Source organism: Cellulomonas triticagri, assembly GCF_003696205.1.
Lineage (GTDB): Bacteria > Actinomycetota > Actinomycetes > Actinomycetales > Cellulomonadaceae > Cellulomonas > Cellulomonas triticagri.
The window spans coordinates 1-15,936 of the sequence record NZ_RFFI01000046.1 but is presented as its reverse complement, the minus strand read 5'-3'; the positions used below and the strand labels follow the sequence as shown (position 1 = coordinate 15,936).

Genomic DNA, 15,936 nt, shown 5'->3' with positions numbered 1-15,936 from the left:
GTGGGAGGGTGACCGCGCTGCACGAGATGACCGCCGTCCGGCTCCGTGACCTGCTGGCGTCGGGCGACGTCACGCCCGCGGAGCTCACCGAGCACTACCTGGCGCGCATCGCCGAGCGCGACCACGCGCTCGGGGCGTTCGCCACGGTCACGCCCGACCTGGCCCGGGAGCGCGCCGCCGTCGTCGCGCGGGAGGTCGCCCCGGACCAGCCGCTGCGCGGGCTGCCCACCGCGGACAAGGACCTCACCGACCGCGCGGGCGTCCCCACGGGCTTCGGCTCGCGGGCGTTCGCGGGCGCCTACCGGTACGTGCCGGAGGTCAGCAGCGACATCACGCAGGTGCTCGACGCCGCGGGCGCGGTGTCGCTCGGCAAGACGGCGGCGCCGGAGCTCGGCTTCCCGTCGTACACGGAGACGCTCGTCGGGCCGCCCGCGCGCAACCCCTGGGACCTCACGCGCGGCGCGGGCGGGTCCTCCGGCGGGGCGGCGGTCGCCGTGGCGGCGGGGCTGCTGCCGGTGGCCCCCGGGTCCGACGGCGGCGGGTCGGTCCGCATCCCCGCGGCAGCCTGCGGGCTGGTCGGGCTGAAGACCACGCGCGGCCTGCTGCCCGCGGGCGGTGGCGTCGAGTCCCTGGGCGGCCTGGTCACGCACGGCCCGATCGCGCGGACCGTCGCGGACGCCGCGCTGCTGCTGGAGGGCATGCTGCCCCGCACCGCCGACGGCGACGTGCCGCACCCCCGGACGCTGCGGACGGCCGCCGCCCCGCGCGGCGGCTACCTGGACGCGGCGCGGCGCGCGGAGACCGGGGCGCTGCGGATCGGGGTGTCGACGTTCAGCGCCTGGGAGGGCGCGTACGACGTCGGGCTCGACCCCGAGGCCCGCACGGCGCTCGACGCCGGGTCGGCGGCGCTCGCGGCCCTCGGCCACGACCTGGTCGACGCCGACCCGTGGGAGCCGGACCCCGCGTACGCGCCCGCCTTCCGGACGCTGTGGATGGCCGGGGCGTCCGCGGTGCCGATCGACGACCCCGAGCGCCTCGCCCTGCTGGAGCCGCTGACGCAGTGGCTGGTCGGGCGCGGGCGCGAGGTCACGGCCCGGCAGGTGGTCGAGGCGGTGGCGGCGCTCGCGGCCTTCGAGCGCACGATGGTCGCGCGGGTCGCGGCGTACGACGCCGTGCTGCTGCCCGCCCTCGCGATGACCCCGCGCCCGCTCGGCTGGTACGACGCCGCCGACCCGGAGCGGAACTTCGCGCAGCAGTGCGAGTACACGCCGTACACGTCGATGATCAACGTCTGCGGGCTGCCCGCGATCACGGTCCCGACGCACTGGACGGCCCCGGACGCGACCGCGACCGCCGGGCTGCCGATGGGGGTGCAGATCGTCGGGCGGCCTGGTGGGGAGGCGCTGCTGCTGGCGCTCGCGGCGCAGCTCGAGGACCGGCTCCGGTGGCCGGAGCGGCGCCCGCCGGTGTGGTGAGGGCTGGGCCCGCGCGACCGCAATGCGTACGATCGTCCACATGACGACCGACTACTTCGCGGGCGACCCGCGCACCAACCTCGAGCGGATGCTCGCGGGCGATCTCTACGTCGCGGACCAGGAGATCGAGGACCTGACCCGCCGCTCCGCGGGGCTCGCGGAGGCGTACGGCCGCACGGCGCTGCTGGACGAGGGTGCGGCGCGGCTGATCCTCACCGAGCTGCTGGGCACGCTGGGCGAGGGGTCGGGCATCCGGCCGCCCCTCTACGTGGACTACGGCAAGCACCTGCACATCGGCGCGCGGACGTTCGTGAACTTCAACCTCACGGCGCTGGACGTCGCGCCCATCACCATCGGCGACGACTGCATGATCGGCCCGAACGTCCAGCTGCTCACCCCCACGCACCCGGTGGACCCGCAGCCGCGCAAGGACAAGCTGGAGGGCGCGCAGCCGATCACCATCGGCGACAACGTGTGGCTGGGCGGCGGCGTCATCGTCTGCCCCGGCGTCACCATCGGGGACAACTCCGTGATCGGCGCCGGCTCGGTCGTCGTGAAGGACATCCCGGCGAACGTGGTCGCGGTGGGCAACCCGGCCCGGGTGGTGCGGGAGAACATCGACCGCTGAGCCGTGCCTGCTGACCCGCACCCGCCGAGCCGTGCGCGCGGCGGGTGGTGTCAGCTCGCGCGGCGGTGCACGTCCCGGCGGAGGCGGGCGGTGAGGTAGTCGGCGGACATGCGCGCGAACTCCTCGCGGGTCAGCCCCATCGCCGCGATCATCTCCGACTCCAGCGCGCGGTAGGCGACCTGCTCGGCGGCGGTGCGGGGCGGCCGCGCGGCGAAGAACCGCTCGCTGACCTCGGTCAGGTGGTCGTGGTCGATCGGCCCCGTGCTCATGACCCGAACGGTACGACCCACCACTGACACGATCGTGTGCGCGGGCTCGGTCGGCACGGGGGATCGCGGAGGGTGGCCTTGACGACCTTGACGCGCTACCGTGGCTTGACGACCTTGACGCTCGGGAGGTGTGCGGTGGCCACGAAGGTCCGGCGGGACGTGTGTCCGGTGCGCGACCGCGCCGAGTACAAGGCCGCGCTGATGGACGCCCTGGCGACGGGGGTGGACTCGCTCGTCGCGGAGGACGCGCCGGGCCTCGGCGACGACCCCCGAGCGGTCGCCGCCCGGATGATCGCGGCCGTGCCGCGCGCTCACGTCTACGACGACCTCGTCGGTCCGTTCTACGGCACCGATGCCGTCCGGCGGATGCTCGGGGGAGTGAGCAGGCAGGCTGTGCACGACCGGGCGAGCCGGCGGACGCTGCTGCAGGTGCGGACCTCCGACGGGGTGAGCCTCTACCCGGCCTTCCAGTTCGAGGGTGACGGGGTGTCACCCCGCGTGCGTCGGGTGCTGTCGGCGTTCCGGGACGTCCCGGTCGACGGGTGGGCGGTCGCGACCTGGTTCAGCGTGCCCGCGGTCGACCTGGACGGACTGACCCCGCGCGACTGGTTGGGTGACCTCCACCGGGACGACGCGATGGTGCTCGCGCTCGCGCAGCGCGCCGCGATCCGCTGGGCGGCTCCGTGACGGGTCGCGACCAGGTGGCGATGCGACCACCGACCAGTGACCTCACGGGCTTCCCGCGCAAGGTCGTGGACGCCGGGCGCCGGTGGTGGCGCAACCACGGACCGCTCGGTCCCTGGTTCTTCGGGTCCGGCCCGCACGGCAGGTTCGACCTCGACAGCCCGGGCGGGACGCTCTACCTGGCCAGCTCCGCCGAGTGTGCGACGCGTGAGCGCATCGGGTTCGACCAGGTGCGGGCCGGGTTCGTCACGGTGTCCGAGGTCGCGGACCGGTACCTGTCGGAGGTGACGCTGCCGACCGCGGTCGACGCCGCGCACACCACCAGCGCCGACGGTCTGCGCTGGGGTGTCGTCGCTCTGGAGCTCGCGGGGACCGACGACTACACCCTCACCCGGGCGTGGGCCGGTGCTTTCGCCGCTGCCGGGTTCGGCGGGCTGTGGACGCTGCTGCGGTTCTCAGGCCCCCACGGCCGCGGCCTCGTGGTCTTCGGCGACGAGGGGCCGCGGTCCTGGCCCGTGCCCGCGACCTCGACGCCCCTGCGGGAGTTCGTGGAGACGACCATGGGGCTGCGGGTCGTGGACCCGCCGCACTCGTCGGGGCTCACCGTCCTGGCCTGAGTGCCGCGAGCCGGTCGAGGAACGCCGTCTGCGCCACCACCAGCAGCGGCCGGGCCGCGTCGATCGGCAGCCACCGCAGGTCCTCGACCTCGGGGAACCGCACGGTCCGCCCGCTGCGCGGCGGCCACTCGACGGTGACCTCGCTGACCGGCCCTCGCACGGCCGCGAGGGCGTCGAGGTCCAGGTCGGCGGCGCGGGCCCAGACGCGGACGACCTTCCCGGCGCGCTGCCGGACCTCGCCGAGGTCGACGTCGGGCCCGGGCGGTGCGGGGACGCCGACCTCCTCCGCGAACTCGCGCAGCGCGGTGGCGTGCGGGTCCTCGCCGGGCAGCGGCTCGCCCTTGGGGACCGTCCAGGCGTGGTCGCGGCGCGCCCAGAACGGTCCGCCCATGCGGCCGATGAGCACCTCGTTCCCGTCCGGTCCGGGGCGGTGCAGCAGCAGGCCGGCGCTGGTGGCGGTCACGCCGACCATGGTGCGCGCGCGGGGGCTCAGGCGCGCGGCAGCAGGACCTCGACGTCGGCGGCGGCGAGCGCGGCGGCGAGGTCGGGCGGCGGGGCGGTGTCGGTGACCAGGTAGTCGGCGCGGCCGAGGTCCGCGATCTGGGCGAACAGCCGCCGCCCGAACTTCGAGGAGTCGGCCAGGACGGCCACGCGGTCGGCGCGCTCCATCATCTCGGCCATCATCGACGCCTCGACGGGGTTGCTGGTGGAGAAGCCGACGTCCGCGGAGACGGCGCCGACGCCGACGAGGGCGAGGTCGCAGCGGATCTCGACCTCGGGGGTCTGCGACCAGCCGGGCAGCCGGACGGGGCCGAGGGTGGCCTGGTCGGTGAGCCGGACCGTGCCGCCGAAGACGTACAGGTCCCGGTAGGTGCTGGGGGACAGCTCGGTGGCGCCGCGCAGGCTGTTGGTCGCGACGGTGAGGTCGCGGTGCTCGGTGAGGGCGCGGACCAGGGCGAGGGTCGTGGTCCCGGCGTTGACGATGATCGCCTGCCCGTCGCGCACGAGGGTGGCGGCGCGGGTGCCGATCTTCTCCTTCGCCTGGGTCTGCAGGCGCATGCGCACGTCGAGCTCGGTGTTGGGCCGGGGCGCGGTGGCGAGGCCGACGGCGCCGCCGTGGGTGCGGACGAGCACGCCCTCGGCGTCGAGCTGGTCGAGGTCGCGGCGGATGGTGTCCGCGGAGACCTCGAAGCGGTCGGCGAGGTGCGCGACGGTCACCTCGCCGGCGTCGGTCACGTACGCGGCGAGCTCGGCCTTGCGCCCTGCGGGGAGGCGGCGCGGTGCGGTGTCGGGAGACGACATGAAGAAACTTCTAGCACAGAACCGCACGTTCCCGCGTGGACTCGGCCCCACGAGCTGCGGCGGCCGCAGGCGGCCGCACTCCCCGGCGGGCCGCCCGGCAACGGGATGATCACGCGGGTGTCTCGGCCGGATCACGCTCGGGCGACGGGAGCGGGTGAGGTCGCGCTCCCGCGACAAATCCGGGCAACTCCACCCTTGACGGCCGCAGAATCCCGCACTACGGTCCTCAAACACGCAAAGAAGCGCACTCAGCCGCAAGAAGCGGCATCCCCCTGGAGGAGAGTCATGAGCAACGGAGCTCGGATGCGGTCCCTCGTGACCGGTCGGGTCGCGGCCATCGCCGGGATCTCGGCGCTGGCCCTCACCGCGTGCGGTACCGGCGGTGGCACGGGCGGCAGCGGCGGCGAGGACGGCGACGTCGTCCTCGAGTTCGCGCAGTGGTGGGAGCCGGAGCTGCCCGACGGCGAGTTCCGCGCCCTGATCGACCAGTTCGAGGAGGAGAACCCCGGCATCACGGTCGAGCTCCTCAGCGGCCCTTACGCCTCGACCAAGGAGCAGGTCCTCGCCGGCGCGGCCGCCGGGACGATGTCCGACGTGGTCGGCCTCGACGGCGCCTGGGTCAACGACTTCGCGAAGCAGGGCGCCATCGCCGACCTGTCCGCGCTGATGGACGAGGACGGCTTCGACGACAGCCAGCTCGTCAGCCAGGTCGCCGTCGACGGCAGCACCTACATGATCCCCGTCGTGAACTTCGTGTACCCGATGTTCACCAACGACGACCTGCTGTCCCAGGCCGGCGTCACCGCCCCGCCCAGCACCCGCACCGAGTTCGCGGACGCCGCGCAGCAGATCACCGCGCTCGGCGACAACACCTACGGCTGGGTGCTCCCGCTGTCCCTGGAGGCCCCGAACGGCGTGCAGAACGACGTCATGTCGTGGGTGTGGGCGTCCGGCGGCTCGATGCTCGACGACGGCCAGCCCGCGCTCACCGACAACCCCGACGTGGAGAGCGGCGTGCAGTTCGTCGCCGACCTGTGGGAGGACGGCGTCGTGGCACCGGGCTCCTTCACCATGAAGGAGCAGGACAAGGTTGAGGAGTTCACCAACGGCCGGGTCGGCATGATGATCGACTCCCTCGCCCACGTGACGACGATCCAGGAAGCCAACCCGGACCTGCAGTTCTCCATCTCGGCGATCCCCGCCGAGGACGGGTACACCGGCGAGCGCGGCATCCCCTACGCCTCCTGGGGCATCGGCGTCGCCGAGAACTCGGAGCACAAGGCCGAGGCCATGAAGCTCGTGGAGTTCCTGCTCAGCACCGAGACGAACACGCAGCTGTCCTCGATCGCCAACGCGTTCCCCGGCAACACCGAGTCCGTGCCCGACTTCGTCGAGGACAACGAGCTGTTCGCCACGGCGTTCGAGATCTACCAGGACGGCTACCCCGCCAACGAGTTCACCGGCCTGCCCGTCGCGGAGGAGCTGATGCGCCAGTTCGGCGAGCAGCTGCAGAAGACCCTCAACGGCGACCAGAGCGTGGACGACCTGCTGACCAACGCGCAGCAGGAGTGGGAGTCCGAGTTCTGACCCCCCGATGACGACCGCGCCGGGCGGGTCCCCTGAGCCCGCCCGGCACGGTCCCGGTCAAGGAGGACCGAGTGTTCACCTCGCACGTCGAGCAGAAGCAGCAGCGGGACCCCGTGGTCGCCCCCGTCGGCCCCGGCCGGTCCGGCCCCGACCAGGCGGCACCGGCCGACCGGCCGCCCGCCCGCCCCGGCTGGGAGCGCCTGAAGCGGCGCCTCACCCCCTACGGGTTCCTGACGCCCACCGGCGTCCTCATGGCGATCCTCATGCTCACGCCGATCGTCATGGTCATCTGGTACTCGCTGCTCGACGGCGTGATCACCAACAAGGACTCGCAGCTCGTCGGGTTCGACAACTACGCCGAGGTGCTCACCGACCCGGTGTTCTACACCGCGGTCCGCAACACCCTCGTGTTCACGGTCAGCAGCGTCGTCGCGCACTTCGGCATCGGCCTCGGGTTCGCGATGCTGCTCAACACCCCGCTGCTGAGCAACCGCACCAAGGCGTTCTTCCGCGTGATCTACGTGCTGCCGTGGCTGTTCACCGTGGCGATCATCGCGGTGCTGTGGCGGCTGCTGCTCAACCCGAACGGCGTCGTGAACTACCTGCTCGGCAGCGTCGGGATCACCGGCGGGCAGACCGAGTGGCTGGCGGACCCGAGCACGGCGCTCGCGGCGGTCACGTTCATCAACATCTGGGCGGGCTACCCGTTCTTCATGATCAGCCTGCTCGCCGGTCTGCAGGGCATTCCCCGCGACCTGTACGAGGCGGCGCGCGTCGACGGGGCCACGCCTTTCCAGCAGTTCCGGAACGTCACCCTCCCGCAGCTGCGCCCGATCATCATCTCGATGGCGCTGCTGGACTTCATCTGGACGACGCAGCAGTTCGCGCTGATCTGGATGACCACCGGCGGCGGCCCGATCAACGCGACCGAGATGCTCAGCACCTTCACGTACAAGCTGGCGTTCAGCCGCTACGAGTTCTCCGTCGCCTCGGCGTCGGCCGTGATCGTGCTGCTGCTGTCGATGGTCCTCGCATTCTTCTACGTCCGGCACCAGAAGGCACGGGACTGATCATGGCGACCCTCACCCCGACCCCCGCCCGCACGTCCAGCACCCCGGCCCTGCGGCGCCCGCCGAGCAAGCGCGGCCAGAAGGCGCTGCTGCTGGTGGCGCTCGTGATCGGCGCGATGTTCGCCGGGCTGCCGGTGCTGTGGATGCTCGCGAGCTCGTTCAAGGCGAACTCCGAGATCTTCCAGTCGCCGCCGCGGCTCGTGACGCCCGGCTTCTCGTTCGACGCGTACACGTCGATCCTCACCGACCCCGTGAAGCTGCGGTTCTTCGGCAACTCCTACCTGGTGGCCGGGGCGGTGACGCTGCTGACGCTGCTCGTGGCCGTGCTCGCCGCGTACGCGTTCAGCCGCTACGAGTTCCGCGGCAAGAAGATCATCAACGTCGTCATCGTCAGCGTGCAGGCCGTCCCGCCGATCACCCTGCTGATCCCGTACTTCGGCCTGGTGGTCGCGCTGCGGCTCTACAACACCTACCCCGGCCTGATCCTCACGTACATGGTGTTCACGCTGCCCTACGCGATCATCATGATGACGGGCTACTTCAACACCCTGCCCCGTGAGCTGGACGAGGCCGTCAAGGTCGACGGCGCCGGGCCCCTGACCGCCCTGTGGCGCATCCTCGTCCCCATCTCCGTGCCGGGCCTCGTCTCGGTCGGCGTCTACACCTTCATGATCGCGTGGAACGAGTTCCTGTTCGCGCTGACGCTGACCCGCACCGAGGACATGCGCACCGTCCCGATCGGCATCCAGCTCCTCATGGGCCAGCACTCGTACAACTGGAACGAGATGATGGCGATGAGCATTCTCGGGTGCATTCCGGTCCTCATTCTCTTCCTGTTCTTCCAGCGGTACTTCATCGGTGGGATGACGGCAGGCGCCGTGAAGGTCTGACCCCCGGTCCGACCGCCGACGCAGCGCAACACACCCCTGACCCAGGCACCACCCGATCGAAAGAGGAGTCACCCCATGTTGATGAACGGCGCGGACCTGCTGGCCGTCGCGAACGAGCACAGCTTCGCGGTGCCGGCGTTCAACATCAGCGACTACGCGATGTTCAACGGCATCGTCGCGGTCTCCGAGCAGCGGCGAGCACCCCTGATCGTCGCGATCCACCCCGACGAGGTCAGCCACCTCGGGTACGACGTCCTGCCCGCGCTGGTGCAGCGCGCGCACAAGGCGACCGTGCCGGTGTCGATCCACTGGGACCACGGCGGCACCTACGAGCAGATCCTGCGGGCCATCCAGATCGGCTTCACGTCGGTGATGATCGACGGCTCGATGCTCCCGTACGAGGAGAACGTCGCCCTCACCGCCCGGGTGGTCGAGGCCGCGCACGCCGTGGGCGTCTCGGTCGAGGGGGAGCTCGGCACCATCGGCAAGCTCGACGAGCAGGCCGAGGCGGGCGTCGCGGTGTCGGACATCATCTACACCGACCCCGAGCAGGCCGAGGACTTCGTGCGCCGCACCGGCGTCGACAGCCTGGCCGTCGCCATCGGCACCGCCCACGGCCTGTACCCGAAGGGCCTCAAGCCCGAGCTGCGCCTCGACCTGCTGCAGGACATCAAGGGCCGGCTGCCGATCCCGCTGGTGCTGCACGGCGGCTCCGGCAACCCGGACGACGAGATCGGCCGCTCGGTGAAGCTCGGCGTCAACAAGATCAACATCTCCTCGGACATCAAGGTCGCGTACCACGACCGGATGCGCGAGGTGCTGGCCGACCTGACGCTGCGCGAGCCGAACACGATCCAGCCCCCGGCGATCGAGGCGATGAACGAGGTCGCCGCGCAGAAGATCGACCTGTTCGACGCCGCCGGCAAGGCCGACCTGTACTGACCCACCCCACCTGCACCCGGTCCGGGTCGGCGACCACGCCGGCCCGGACCGGGTCCCCACGTCAGCACGCGAAGGAGCGTCCGTGACCACGCGCTACGTCCTCGGCCTGGGCGGCACCGTCGACTACGAGATCGACTGGGACCCCACCCTGCTCACCCGCCTCGCGGCCGAGTGGGGCCTGCGGGCCGACGAGCTCGACGCGGGCGTGCCGATCCTCAGCGAGCGGGACCTGCTGCGGTCCCTGCTCGGCTTCGTGCGCGACGGGGGCGGCGGCGAGCGGTTCGTCGCGTCGTCCGCGATCGTGGAGGCGTTCGCCGCGCGGTTCGAGCGCCGGATCACCCTCGGCGGGACCTGCGTGCGCGCCGCCATCGCCATGGACCGGGTGCGCGGCCTGCCCGCCCTGGTGCACCTGGTGAGCATCGACGACGACGTCCGGCGGCTGCTGCCCGCCAGCACGACGTACCTGTGCTCCGCGGACCGGGACACCACCGACCCGCACCTGATCGTGCAGTACCCCGCGGCGTCGCCGGTCCGCGTCGACGGGACCGACGTCGTCGCCGCGCACCCGGACCGCCTCATCTACGTCAACGACCCCCCGAACCGCGACCTCGTCCTCGACCCCGGCCTCGGGGACGCCGTCGCCGCCGCGGACGTCGTGCTGGTCTCCGGGTTCAACGTCATCCAGGACCGGGCGCTGCTGCTCGACCGGCTCGCGACGCTCGGCGCCGACCTGGACCGGCTGCCGCCCGGCGGGTTCGTCTACTTCGAGGACGCCGGGTACCACCTGCCCGCGCTGCGCACCCACGTCCGCGACGCCCTCGCCGGGCGGGTGGACGTGTGGGCGATGAACGAGGACGAGCTGCAGTCGTGGACCGGCCGGGCCGTCGACCTGCTCGACCCCGACGACGTCACGAAGGCCCTCGCGGACCTGCGCGCCGTCGTCCCGGCGCGCACCCTCGTGCTGCACACCCGGTACTGGGCGCTCGCCGCCGGGGAGCGGGCGCCCGACCTGCGCGCCGCCCTGCGCGGCGGCATCGACATGGCGAGCACCCGCTACGTGCACGGGGACGCCTTCACGGCCGCCGACTACGCCGCGACGGGGCGTCGTGCCCCCGGCGTCCCGGGCGCGGGCTTCGCCCGCGAGGTCGAGGCGCGCGCCGGCGACCTCGGCGCCGGTCCGCTGGTGTGCGAACCGGCGTACACGCTGGACGACGTCGCGCGGCCGACCACCATCGGCCTCGGGGACACGTTCGTCGGCGGCTTCCTCGCGGCCCTGGCGGACCGGTGACCAGGGCGGAGACCGGGCCGACGACCGACGTGGCCGCGCTGCTCGCGGACGGGCGGGTCGCGCTGCTCGAGGCCGTCGCGCAGGTGGACGACCTGCTGCGGCCCGGCGGCGCGCGCGTGCTGCACCTGCGCCTCGCCGACGGGTTCACGCTCGACGTCCTGCCCGACCGCGGCCTCGACCTCGGACCGGCGTGGTGGCGGGGTGTGCCGGTAGCGTGGCGGTCCCCGCACCGCGCCGACCCCGGCCCCGGCGCGGGCTGGGAGGAGCGGTTCCTCGGCGGGCTGCTCGCCACCTGCGGCCCCGAGAACATCGGCCCGCCCACCGACGGCGCCGGGCAGCACGGCAGCCACCACCTGACCCCGGCGACCGAGGTGCGGTGGTGGCGCGAGGTCACCCCGACCGGCGTGGACGTGCACGTGCGCGGCACCGTCGGGTACTCGACGCTCTACGGCACGCGCCTCGTGGTGGAGCGGGAGATCGTCGCCGGGACCGGCCGCGCACGGGTCGAGGTCCGGGACGAGGTCCGCAACGACGGCGACGAGCCCGTCGGGGTCCCGCTGCTCTACCACGTGAACCTCGGCGCACCCCTGCTCGCGCCCGGCTCCCGGCTGCTGCTCGACGGCGACCCGGTGACCACGACCCGCGAGCCCCTGCCGCCCGGCCGGGAGCCGCTGACGATGCCCGACCCGGCGACCGGCGCCCCCGCCGTCGTCGCCGAGCACCGCGGGCTGCCCGTCGCGGGCGGGCGGTCCCGGGCCGTGCTGCCCGGACCCGGGGCCCGCGTCGTCGTGGAGTGGAGCGGCGACACCCTGCCCCGCCTGTGCACCTGGGCGTGGCCCGCGCGCGGCGCCTGGGTGCTCGGCGTCGAACCCACCAACGCGCCGCTCTTCGGCCCCGACCGCGACGAGCCGCACCACGGCGCGCCCCTGCTCGCCCCCGGGCAGACGTGGCGCACCGGGGTGGCGGTCGAGGTCGTCGCCGGACCGGACGACGGACCCACCGACTGACGGACCAGGAGAGGACCCCGTGCAGCCCATCCCGCTCACCGCCAACCAGCCCGCGGACCGGTTCTACGCCGGGGGTGCGCGCATCGCCGCGTTCCGCGGCCCCGCCGGGGCGCCCGCCGCCGGGGACCACGTCCCCGAGGACTGGGTCGGCTCCGTCACCCCGCTGTTCGGCGAGACCGCGCTCGGCCTCACCCGGCTGCCCGAGGGGCCGCTGCTGCGCGACGCCGTCGCCGCCGACCCGGTCGCCTGGCTCGGGCCCGCGCACGTCGCCGCGTGGGGCGCCGACGTCGGCGTGCTGGTCAAGCTGCTCGACGCCGGGGAGCGGCTGCCCGTGCACGCCCACCCCGACGTGCCGTTCGCCGCCGAGCACCTGGGGCTCGCGCACGGCAAGACCGAGGCGTGGATCGCCCTGACCGCCGCGCCGGTGCACCTCGGCTTCCGCCGCGACGTCGGTACCGACGAGCTCGCCCGGTGGGTCGCCCAGCAGGACACCGTCGCGATGCTCGACGCCATGCACGTCCTCGACCTCGAACCGGGTGACGCCGTCCTCGTCCCCGCCGGGACCCCGCACGCCATCGGCGCCGGAGCGCTCGTCGTCGAGCTGCAGGAGCCCACCGACCTGTCGATCCTCGTCGAGTGGGCGGGCTTCGCCATCGACGGCGCCGCGGCCGGGCACCTCGGGCTCGGCTTCGCCACGGCGCTCGCGGCCGTCGACCGCCGGGGCCGCTCGGCCGCCGAGGTCGCGGCCCTGCGCGGGTCCCGCGCCGGGGACACCGGCGACCTGCTGCCCGACGCGGCGCCGTTCTTCCGTGCCGAGCGCTGGCGCGGGGCGGGGGAGTGGGACGCCGGGTTCGCGGTCGCCGTCGTGGTCGCGGGCTCGGGGGCGCTGGTGGCGGCCGACGGGACCCGGACGCCGCTCAGCGCGGGCGGGACGGTGCTCGTGCCGTGGTCGGCGGGGCCGCTGCGCCTGGAGGCGACCGGCTCAGACCTCGAGGTGCTGCGCTGCCGACCGCCGGCCGGTCAGCAGAGTCAGCAGGGTCAGCAGCCCGACGAGTCGTAGCCGCACAGCAGCGCCCACGCCGACTGCGCCTGCTCGGTCGCGGTACCGCGGGCCGACGAGACCAGCGCCTCGCCGCCCTCGACCCCGACCAGCGTGATCGCGGTGCCGCGCCGCGTCGTGACGAGGTACGACCCGATCGCCTCGTCCAGCGAGCCGGTCGCGGACGCGCCGTAGTAGTCCGTCGCGATCCCCGTGCCCTGCGCGCCGATCTCCACCGGCTCGACCACGTACGTCGTCGCGGTGTCCGAGGCGTACGTGGTGCACTCCCGGAGCGCCGCCGCCAGGCGGTCCGCCTCGGCGACCGCCGCGTCGGCGTCCGCGAACAGCGCGACCTGCTGCACCCCGACCTGCGCCTCCGCCTGCCCGTCGCCCTGGACCACGGTCCGCATGGCCGTCGCCGACTCCGGCGCGCCCGCGTCGCACGCCTGCGGCAGCCGCCAGTCGACGACCCCCGCGGACTCCTCGCGCGGGTCGACCGGCAGGTCCCACGCCGTCGCGGGGAGCAGCACCTCGGGGGCCAGGTCGGCCGGGGCCGCACCCGCGCCGCCGGTCGGGGCGGGGGTCGTGGGGGCCGGGTCGGGACCGGTCGTCGTCGGGGTCGGGTCGTCGGTGGGTGCGGCTGTGCCGCCCCCGTCGCCGCCCGAGGTGCAGCCCGCGAGCACGAGCGCGCAGGCGACGACGGTCAGGGTCCGGGTCGAGGTCCGCATCACCCCACCCTCGCAGCGGTGCGGCGACCCCGCCCGGCGAACGCCGACGTCAGGGGTGTGCCGCTCAGTGCTGGGGCGGGTACGGCGGCTGCGGCGGGTACGGCGTCGCGGCGGGCGGCTGCGCCGGCTGCTGGGGCACCGCGCCGGGCGCGAGGCCCTGGGGCGGGTCGGGCTGCCAGCCCTGCGTGCCCTGCTGGTCGCTCCACGCCGGTGCGGGGGCCGACGGCGCGACGTACGGCGGCAGCCCGGCCTGCGGCGTCCCGGTGGGTGCGGGCCGGTAGGCGGTGCCCGCCGCGACCGGCGGCACGCCCGGGTAGGTCGGGTAGACGGGCTGCCCCGGGAACGCCGGGACGGCCGCGCGGCGCCGGCGGCGCACCAGCAGCACGACCACGGTGACGACCGCCGCGACCAGCAGGAGGCCGCCCCCGCCGAGCAGCGCGATCATCAGCCACGGGCTGCTCGGGGCGTCGGACGCGGTCACCTGGATCGTCGTCGCGGTGGAGCCGTCGCCGGTGAACTCCACCGTGCGCGGGTCGTCGGGGTCGATCTCGCCGTTCGTCTCGAGGACGTCGCCCGGGAACGTGAACGCGATGCGCACCTCGCCGGAGGCGCCCGGCATGCCCTCGGTCATCGACGGCAGCTCGCCGTCGACCTCGAACCGGCCGTCCGCGTGCGTGATCGTCATGCCGTCGCCGTTGAACGCGTCCAGCGGCACCCCCGAGAACGTCACGCGGCGCCCGACCCAGTCGCCCTCCTCGTACGGCTCCTGCGCCAGGGTGACCCCCGGCAGGTCCGCGTCGAGGCCGAGCATCTCCTCGGCGCCCTCCGAGTCCTGGAACAGCTCGTCCACCGTGGAGCCGCTCGCCTCGACCACCGAGCGCGACATCGCGAGCACGTAGTTCCCGGACACGGTGTCGTCCGCGTGCACCTCCATGCCCATGTCGATCCGGAAGCAGCCGGCCAGCGCCGCCACGAGGACGAGGGCCAGGCCGACGGCACGGGAGGCACGGGTGGTGCGACGCGCAGAGGTCATGCGGCCCCATCGGCGTTCCCGACCAGCGCCTTGACCCGGATCGCCCGATCGGCCCACAGCGGGCGCACAGCCGCCGGGCAACCGCTTGCCCGACCGCGGTGCGCCCGCTGCGGGCGACCGGCGTCGGTGGTCAGTCCGCGAGGAACGCCAGCAGGTCCTGGACGAACGCCTCCTGGTACGCGCCGGAGATGCCGTGCGGCGCACCCGGGTACACCTTGAGCGTCCCGAGCTTCACCAGGTCGATGGACCGGTACGCGGCGGCCGCGATCGGCACGATCTGGTCGTCGTCGCCGTGGGCGATGAGGATCGGCACGTCGAGCGCCTTCAGGTCCTCCGTGAAGTCGGTCTCCGAGAACACCGCGACGCAGTCGTAGGCCGCCTGCAGCTCGGCGAGCATGCTCTGCCGCCAGAAGTCGTCCCGCAGGCCCTGGCTGATCGTGGAGCCCGCGCGGTTCGCGCCGAAGAACGTCTCCGAGAGGTCCTGGTAGAACTGCGAGCGGTCGCGCAGCACGCCCTCGCGGATGCCGTCGAACACCTCGATCGGGGTGCCCTCGGGGTTGCTCGCCGACTTCAGCATGACCGGCGGGACGGCGCCCGCCGTCACCACCTTCACGACCCGGCCCGCGCCGTGCTGCGCCGCGTACCGGACGACCTCGCCGCCGCCCGTCGAGTGGCCCACCACCGTGAGGTCGGTGAGGTCCAGCTGCTCCACCAGCGACGCGAGGTCGCGGGCGTAGGTGTCCATGTCGTTGCCGCCGCTGGTCCGCGACGACCGGCCGTGCCCGCGCCGGTCGTGGGCGATGGCGCGGTAGCCCGCGTCGGCCAGCACCTTGAGCTCGTACGCCCAGGCCTCCGAGCTCAGCGGCCACCCGTGGCTGAGCAGGACGGGACGGCCGGTGCCGTAGTCCTGGTAGAAGATCTCGGCGCCGTCCGGCGTGCTCACGTAGGGCATGGTTCCTCCTGTCGTGCGGGGTCCGGACCGACCTGCGGGCGGCACTTGCCGACCGCGTCCGGCCCCGGGCACCATCAGACGGCGCAGCGTCGCGCGGCACCAGGAAGAAGACCGGCAGGACTCGCGTCCTGCCGCCGGGGCGGCGGGGGCGGACGACGTGGACGGGACCGATCTCGGGGCGCTGCTGCGTCGGCACCGCCAGGAGGCGGACCTCACCCTGGAGGACCTCGCGGGGGCGTCCGGGGTCAGCGACCGGGGCATCGGCGACATCGAGCGCGGCGTCAGCCGGGGCCCGCAGCACCGCACCGTGGTCGCCCTCGCGGACGCGCTCGCCCTCGCGGACGTCGACCGCGAGCGGCTGCTGCGCGCGGCCCGGGACGGCCGTCGCCGCGCACCGGTCGGCGAGCCGCACGCGCTGCCGCTGC

18 protein-coding genes are annotated in these 15,936 nt (G+C 73.9%); 12 read left to right on the top strand and 6 right to left on the bottom strand.

Annotated features, from left to right (window positions below; genetic code table 11):
* Positions 1-8 precede the first annotated feature (8 nt).
* The gene (locus tag EBM89_RS09815) at positions 9-1,475 is read left to right on the top strand and encodes an amidase (RefSeq protein ID WP_122149259.1); all 1,467 of its coding nucleotides are present in this window, start codon (positions 9-11) and stop codon (positions 1,473-1,475) included.
* 40 nt (positions 1,476-1,515) lie between these two features.
* Positions 1,516-2,103, top strand: a complete 588-nt coding sequence (locus EBM89_RS09810; protein WP_122149258.1) for a sugar O-acetyltransferase — start codon at positions 1,516-1,518, stop codon at positions 2,101-2,103.
* A gap of 50 nt (positions 2,104-2,153) precedes the next feature.
* Here EBM89_RS09810 and EBM89_RS09805 read toward each other — a convergent pair whose 3' ends face one another.
* Positions 2,154-2,372, bottom strand: coding sequence for a hypothetical protein (locus EBM89_RS09805; protein WP_122149257.1), 219 nt, complete (start codon positions 2,370-2,372; stop codon positions 2,154-2,156).
* Between the two features lie 135 nt (positions 2,373-2,507).
* Here EBM89_RS09805 and EBM89_RS09800 point away from each other — a divergent pair, with 135 nt between their 5' ends.
* Both EBM89_RS09800 and EBM89_RS09795 read left to right on the top strand, forming a co-directional pair.
* Positions 2,508-3,059: a hypothetical protein gene (locus EBM89_RS09800; RefSeq protein ID WP_122149256.1), complete on the top strand. Its 552-nt coding sequence runs from the start codon at positions 2,508-2,510 to the stop codon at positions 3,057-3,059.
* Between the two features lie 20 nt (positions 3,060-3,079).
* On the top strand, positions 3,080-3,673 hold the full coding sequence (locus tag EBM89_RS09795) for an RES domain-containing protein (RefSeq protein WP_147463513.1): 594 nt from the start codon (positions 3,080-3,082) through the stop codon (positions 3,671-3,673).
* Here the strand turns inward: EBM89_RS09795 and EBM89_RS09790 are convergent.
* Complete coding sequence (locus tag EBM89_RS09790) at positions 3,657-4,136, bottom strand: NUDIX domain-containing protein (RefSeq protein ID WP_199732051.1); 480 nt, start codon at positions 4,134-4,136, stop codon at positions 3,657-3,659. The genes EBM89_RS09795 and EBM89_RS09790 overlap by 17 nt on opposite strands.
* Before the next feature lie 26 nt (positions 4,137-4,162).
* A complete protein-coding gene (locus tag EBM89_RS09785) occupies positions 4,163-4,975 on the bottom strand; it encodes a DeoR/GlpR family DNA-binding transcription regulator (RefSeq protein ID WP_122149253.1) in 813 nt (270 codons plus the stop codon).
* Positions 4,976-5,260: 285 nt separating this feature from the next.
* Between EBM89_RS09785 and EBM89_RS09780 the strand changes: the two genes are divergently transcribed.
* The 7 genes from EBM89_RS09780 to EBM89_RS09750 all read left to right on the top strand — a co-directional run bounded on the left by EBM89_RS09780 (position 5,261) and on the right by EBM89_RS09750 (position 12,819).
* Complete coding sequence (locus EBM89_RS09780) at positions 5,261-6,562, top strand: ABC transporter substrate-binding protein (protein ID WP_122149252.1); 1,302 nt, start codon at positions 5,261-5,263, stop codon at positions 6,560-6,562.
* 71 nt (positions 6,563-6,633) lie between these two features.
* Positions 6,634-7,632 carry a carbohydrate ABC transporter permease gene (locus EBM89_RS09775; protein WP_233571653.1) on the top strand — a complete coding sequence of 333 codons (999 nt, stop codon included), beginning with the start codon at positions 6,634-6,636 and terminating at the stop codon, positions 7,630-7,632.
* Positions 7,633-7,634: 2 nt separating this feature from the next.
* A complete protein-coding gene (locus tag EBM89_RS09770) occupies positions 7,635-8,522 on the top strand; it encodes a carbohydrate ABC transporter permease (protein ID WP_122149251.1) in 888 nt (295 codons plus the stop codon).
* Between the two features lie 75 nt (positions 8,523-8,597).
* Positions 8,598-9,464: a ketose-bisphosphate aldolase gene (locus EBM89_RS09765; RefSeq protein ID WP_122149250.1), complete on the top strand. Its 867-nt coding sequence runs from the start codon at positions 8,598-8,600 to the stop codon at positions 9,462-9,464.
* Between the two features lie 82 nt (positions 9,465-9,546).
* The gene (locus tag EBM89_RS09760; RefSeq protein ID WP_122149249.1) at positions 9,547-10,752 is read left to right on the top strand and encodes an ADP-dependent glucokinase/phosphofructokinase; all 1,206 of its coding nucleotides are present in this window, start codon (positions 9,547-9,549) and stop codon (positions 10,750-10,752) included.
* Positions 10,749-11,759: a DUF4432 family protein gene (locus EBM89_RS09755; RefSeq protein ID WP_158609613.1), complete on the top strand. Its 1,011-nt coding sequence runs from the start codon at positions 10,749-10,751 to the stop codon at positions 11,757-11,759. The genes EBM89_RS09760 and EBM89_RS09755 overlap by 4 nt, the downstream gene beginning before the upstream one ends.
* A gap of 19 nt (positions 11,760-11,778) precedes the next feature.
* The gene (locus tag EBM89_RS09750) at positions 11,779-12,819 is read left to right on the top strand and encodes a class I mannose-6-phosphate isomerase (protein WP_122149247.1); all 1,041 of its coding nucleotides are present in this window, start codon (positions 11,779-11,781) and stop codon (positions 12,817-12,819) included.
* Here the strand turns inward: EBM89_RS09750 and EBM89_RS09745 are convergent.
* The 3 genes from EBM89_RS09745 to EBM89_RS09735 form a co-directional block, all read right to left on the bottom strand.
* Entirely contained in the window at positions 12,798-13,526 is a 729-nt protein-coding gene (locus EBM89_RS09745) for a hypothetical protein (protein ID WP_122149246.1), read from the bottom strand. The genes EBM89_RS09750 and EBM89_RS09745 overlap by 22 nt on opposite strands.
* A 64-nt stretch (positions 13,527-13,590) precedes the next feature.
* Entirely contained in the window at positions 13,591-14,559 is a 969-nt protein-coding gene (locus EBM89_RS09740) for an LppM family (lipo)protein (RefSeq protein WP_122149245.1), read from the bottom strand.
* A 130-nt stretch (positions 14,560-14,689) separates the two neighbouring features.
* A complete protein-coding gene (locus EBM89_RS09735) occupies positions 14,690-15,511 on the bottom strand; it encodes an alpha/beta fold hydrolase (protein ID WP_122149244.1) in 822 nt (273 codons plus the stop codon).
* Positions 15,512-15,668: 157 nt separating this feature from the next.
* On the opposite strand from EBM89_RS09735, the gene EBM89_RS09730 reads away from it, so the two are divergent.
* Positions 15,669-15,936: helix-turn-helix domain-containing protein (locus EBM89_RS09730; RefSeq protein ID WP_147463512.1), on the top strand; the 268-nt coding region annotated here is incomplete at its 3' end.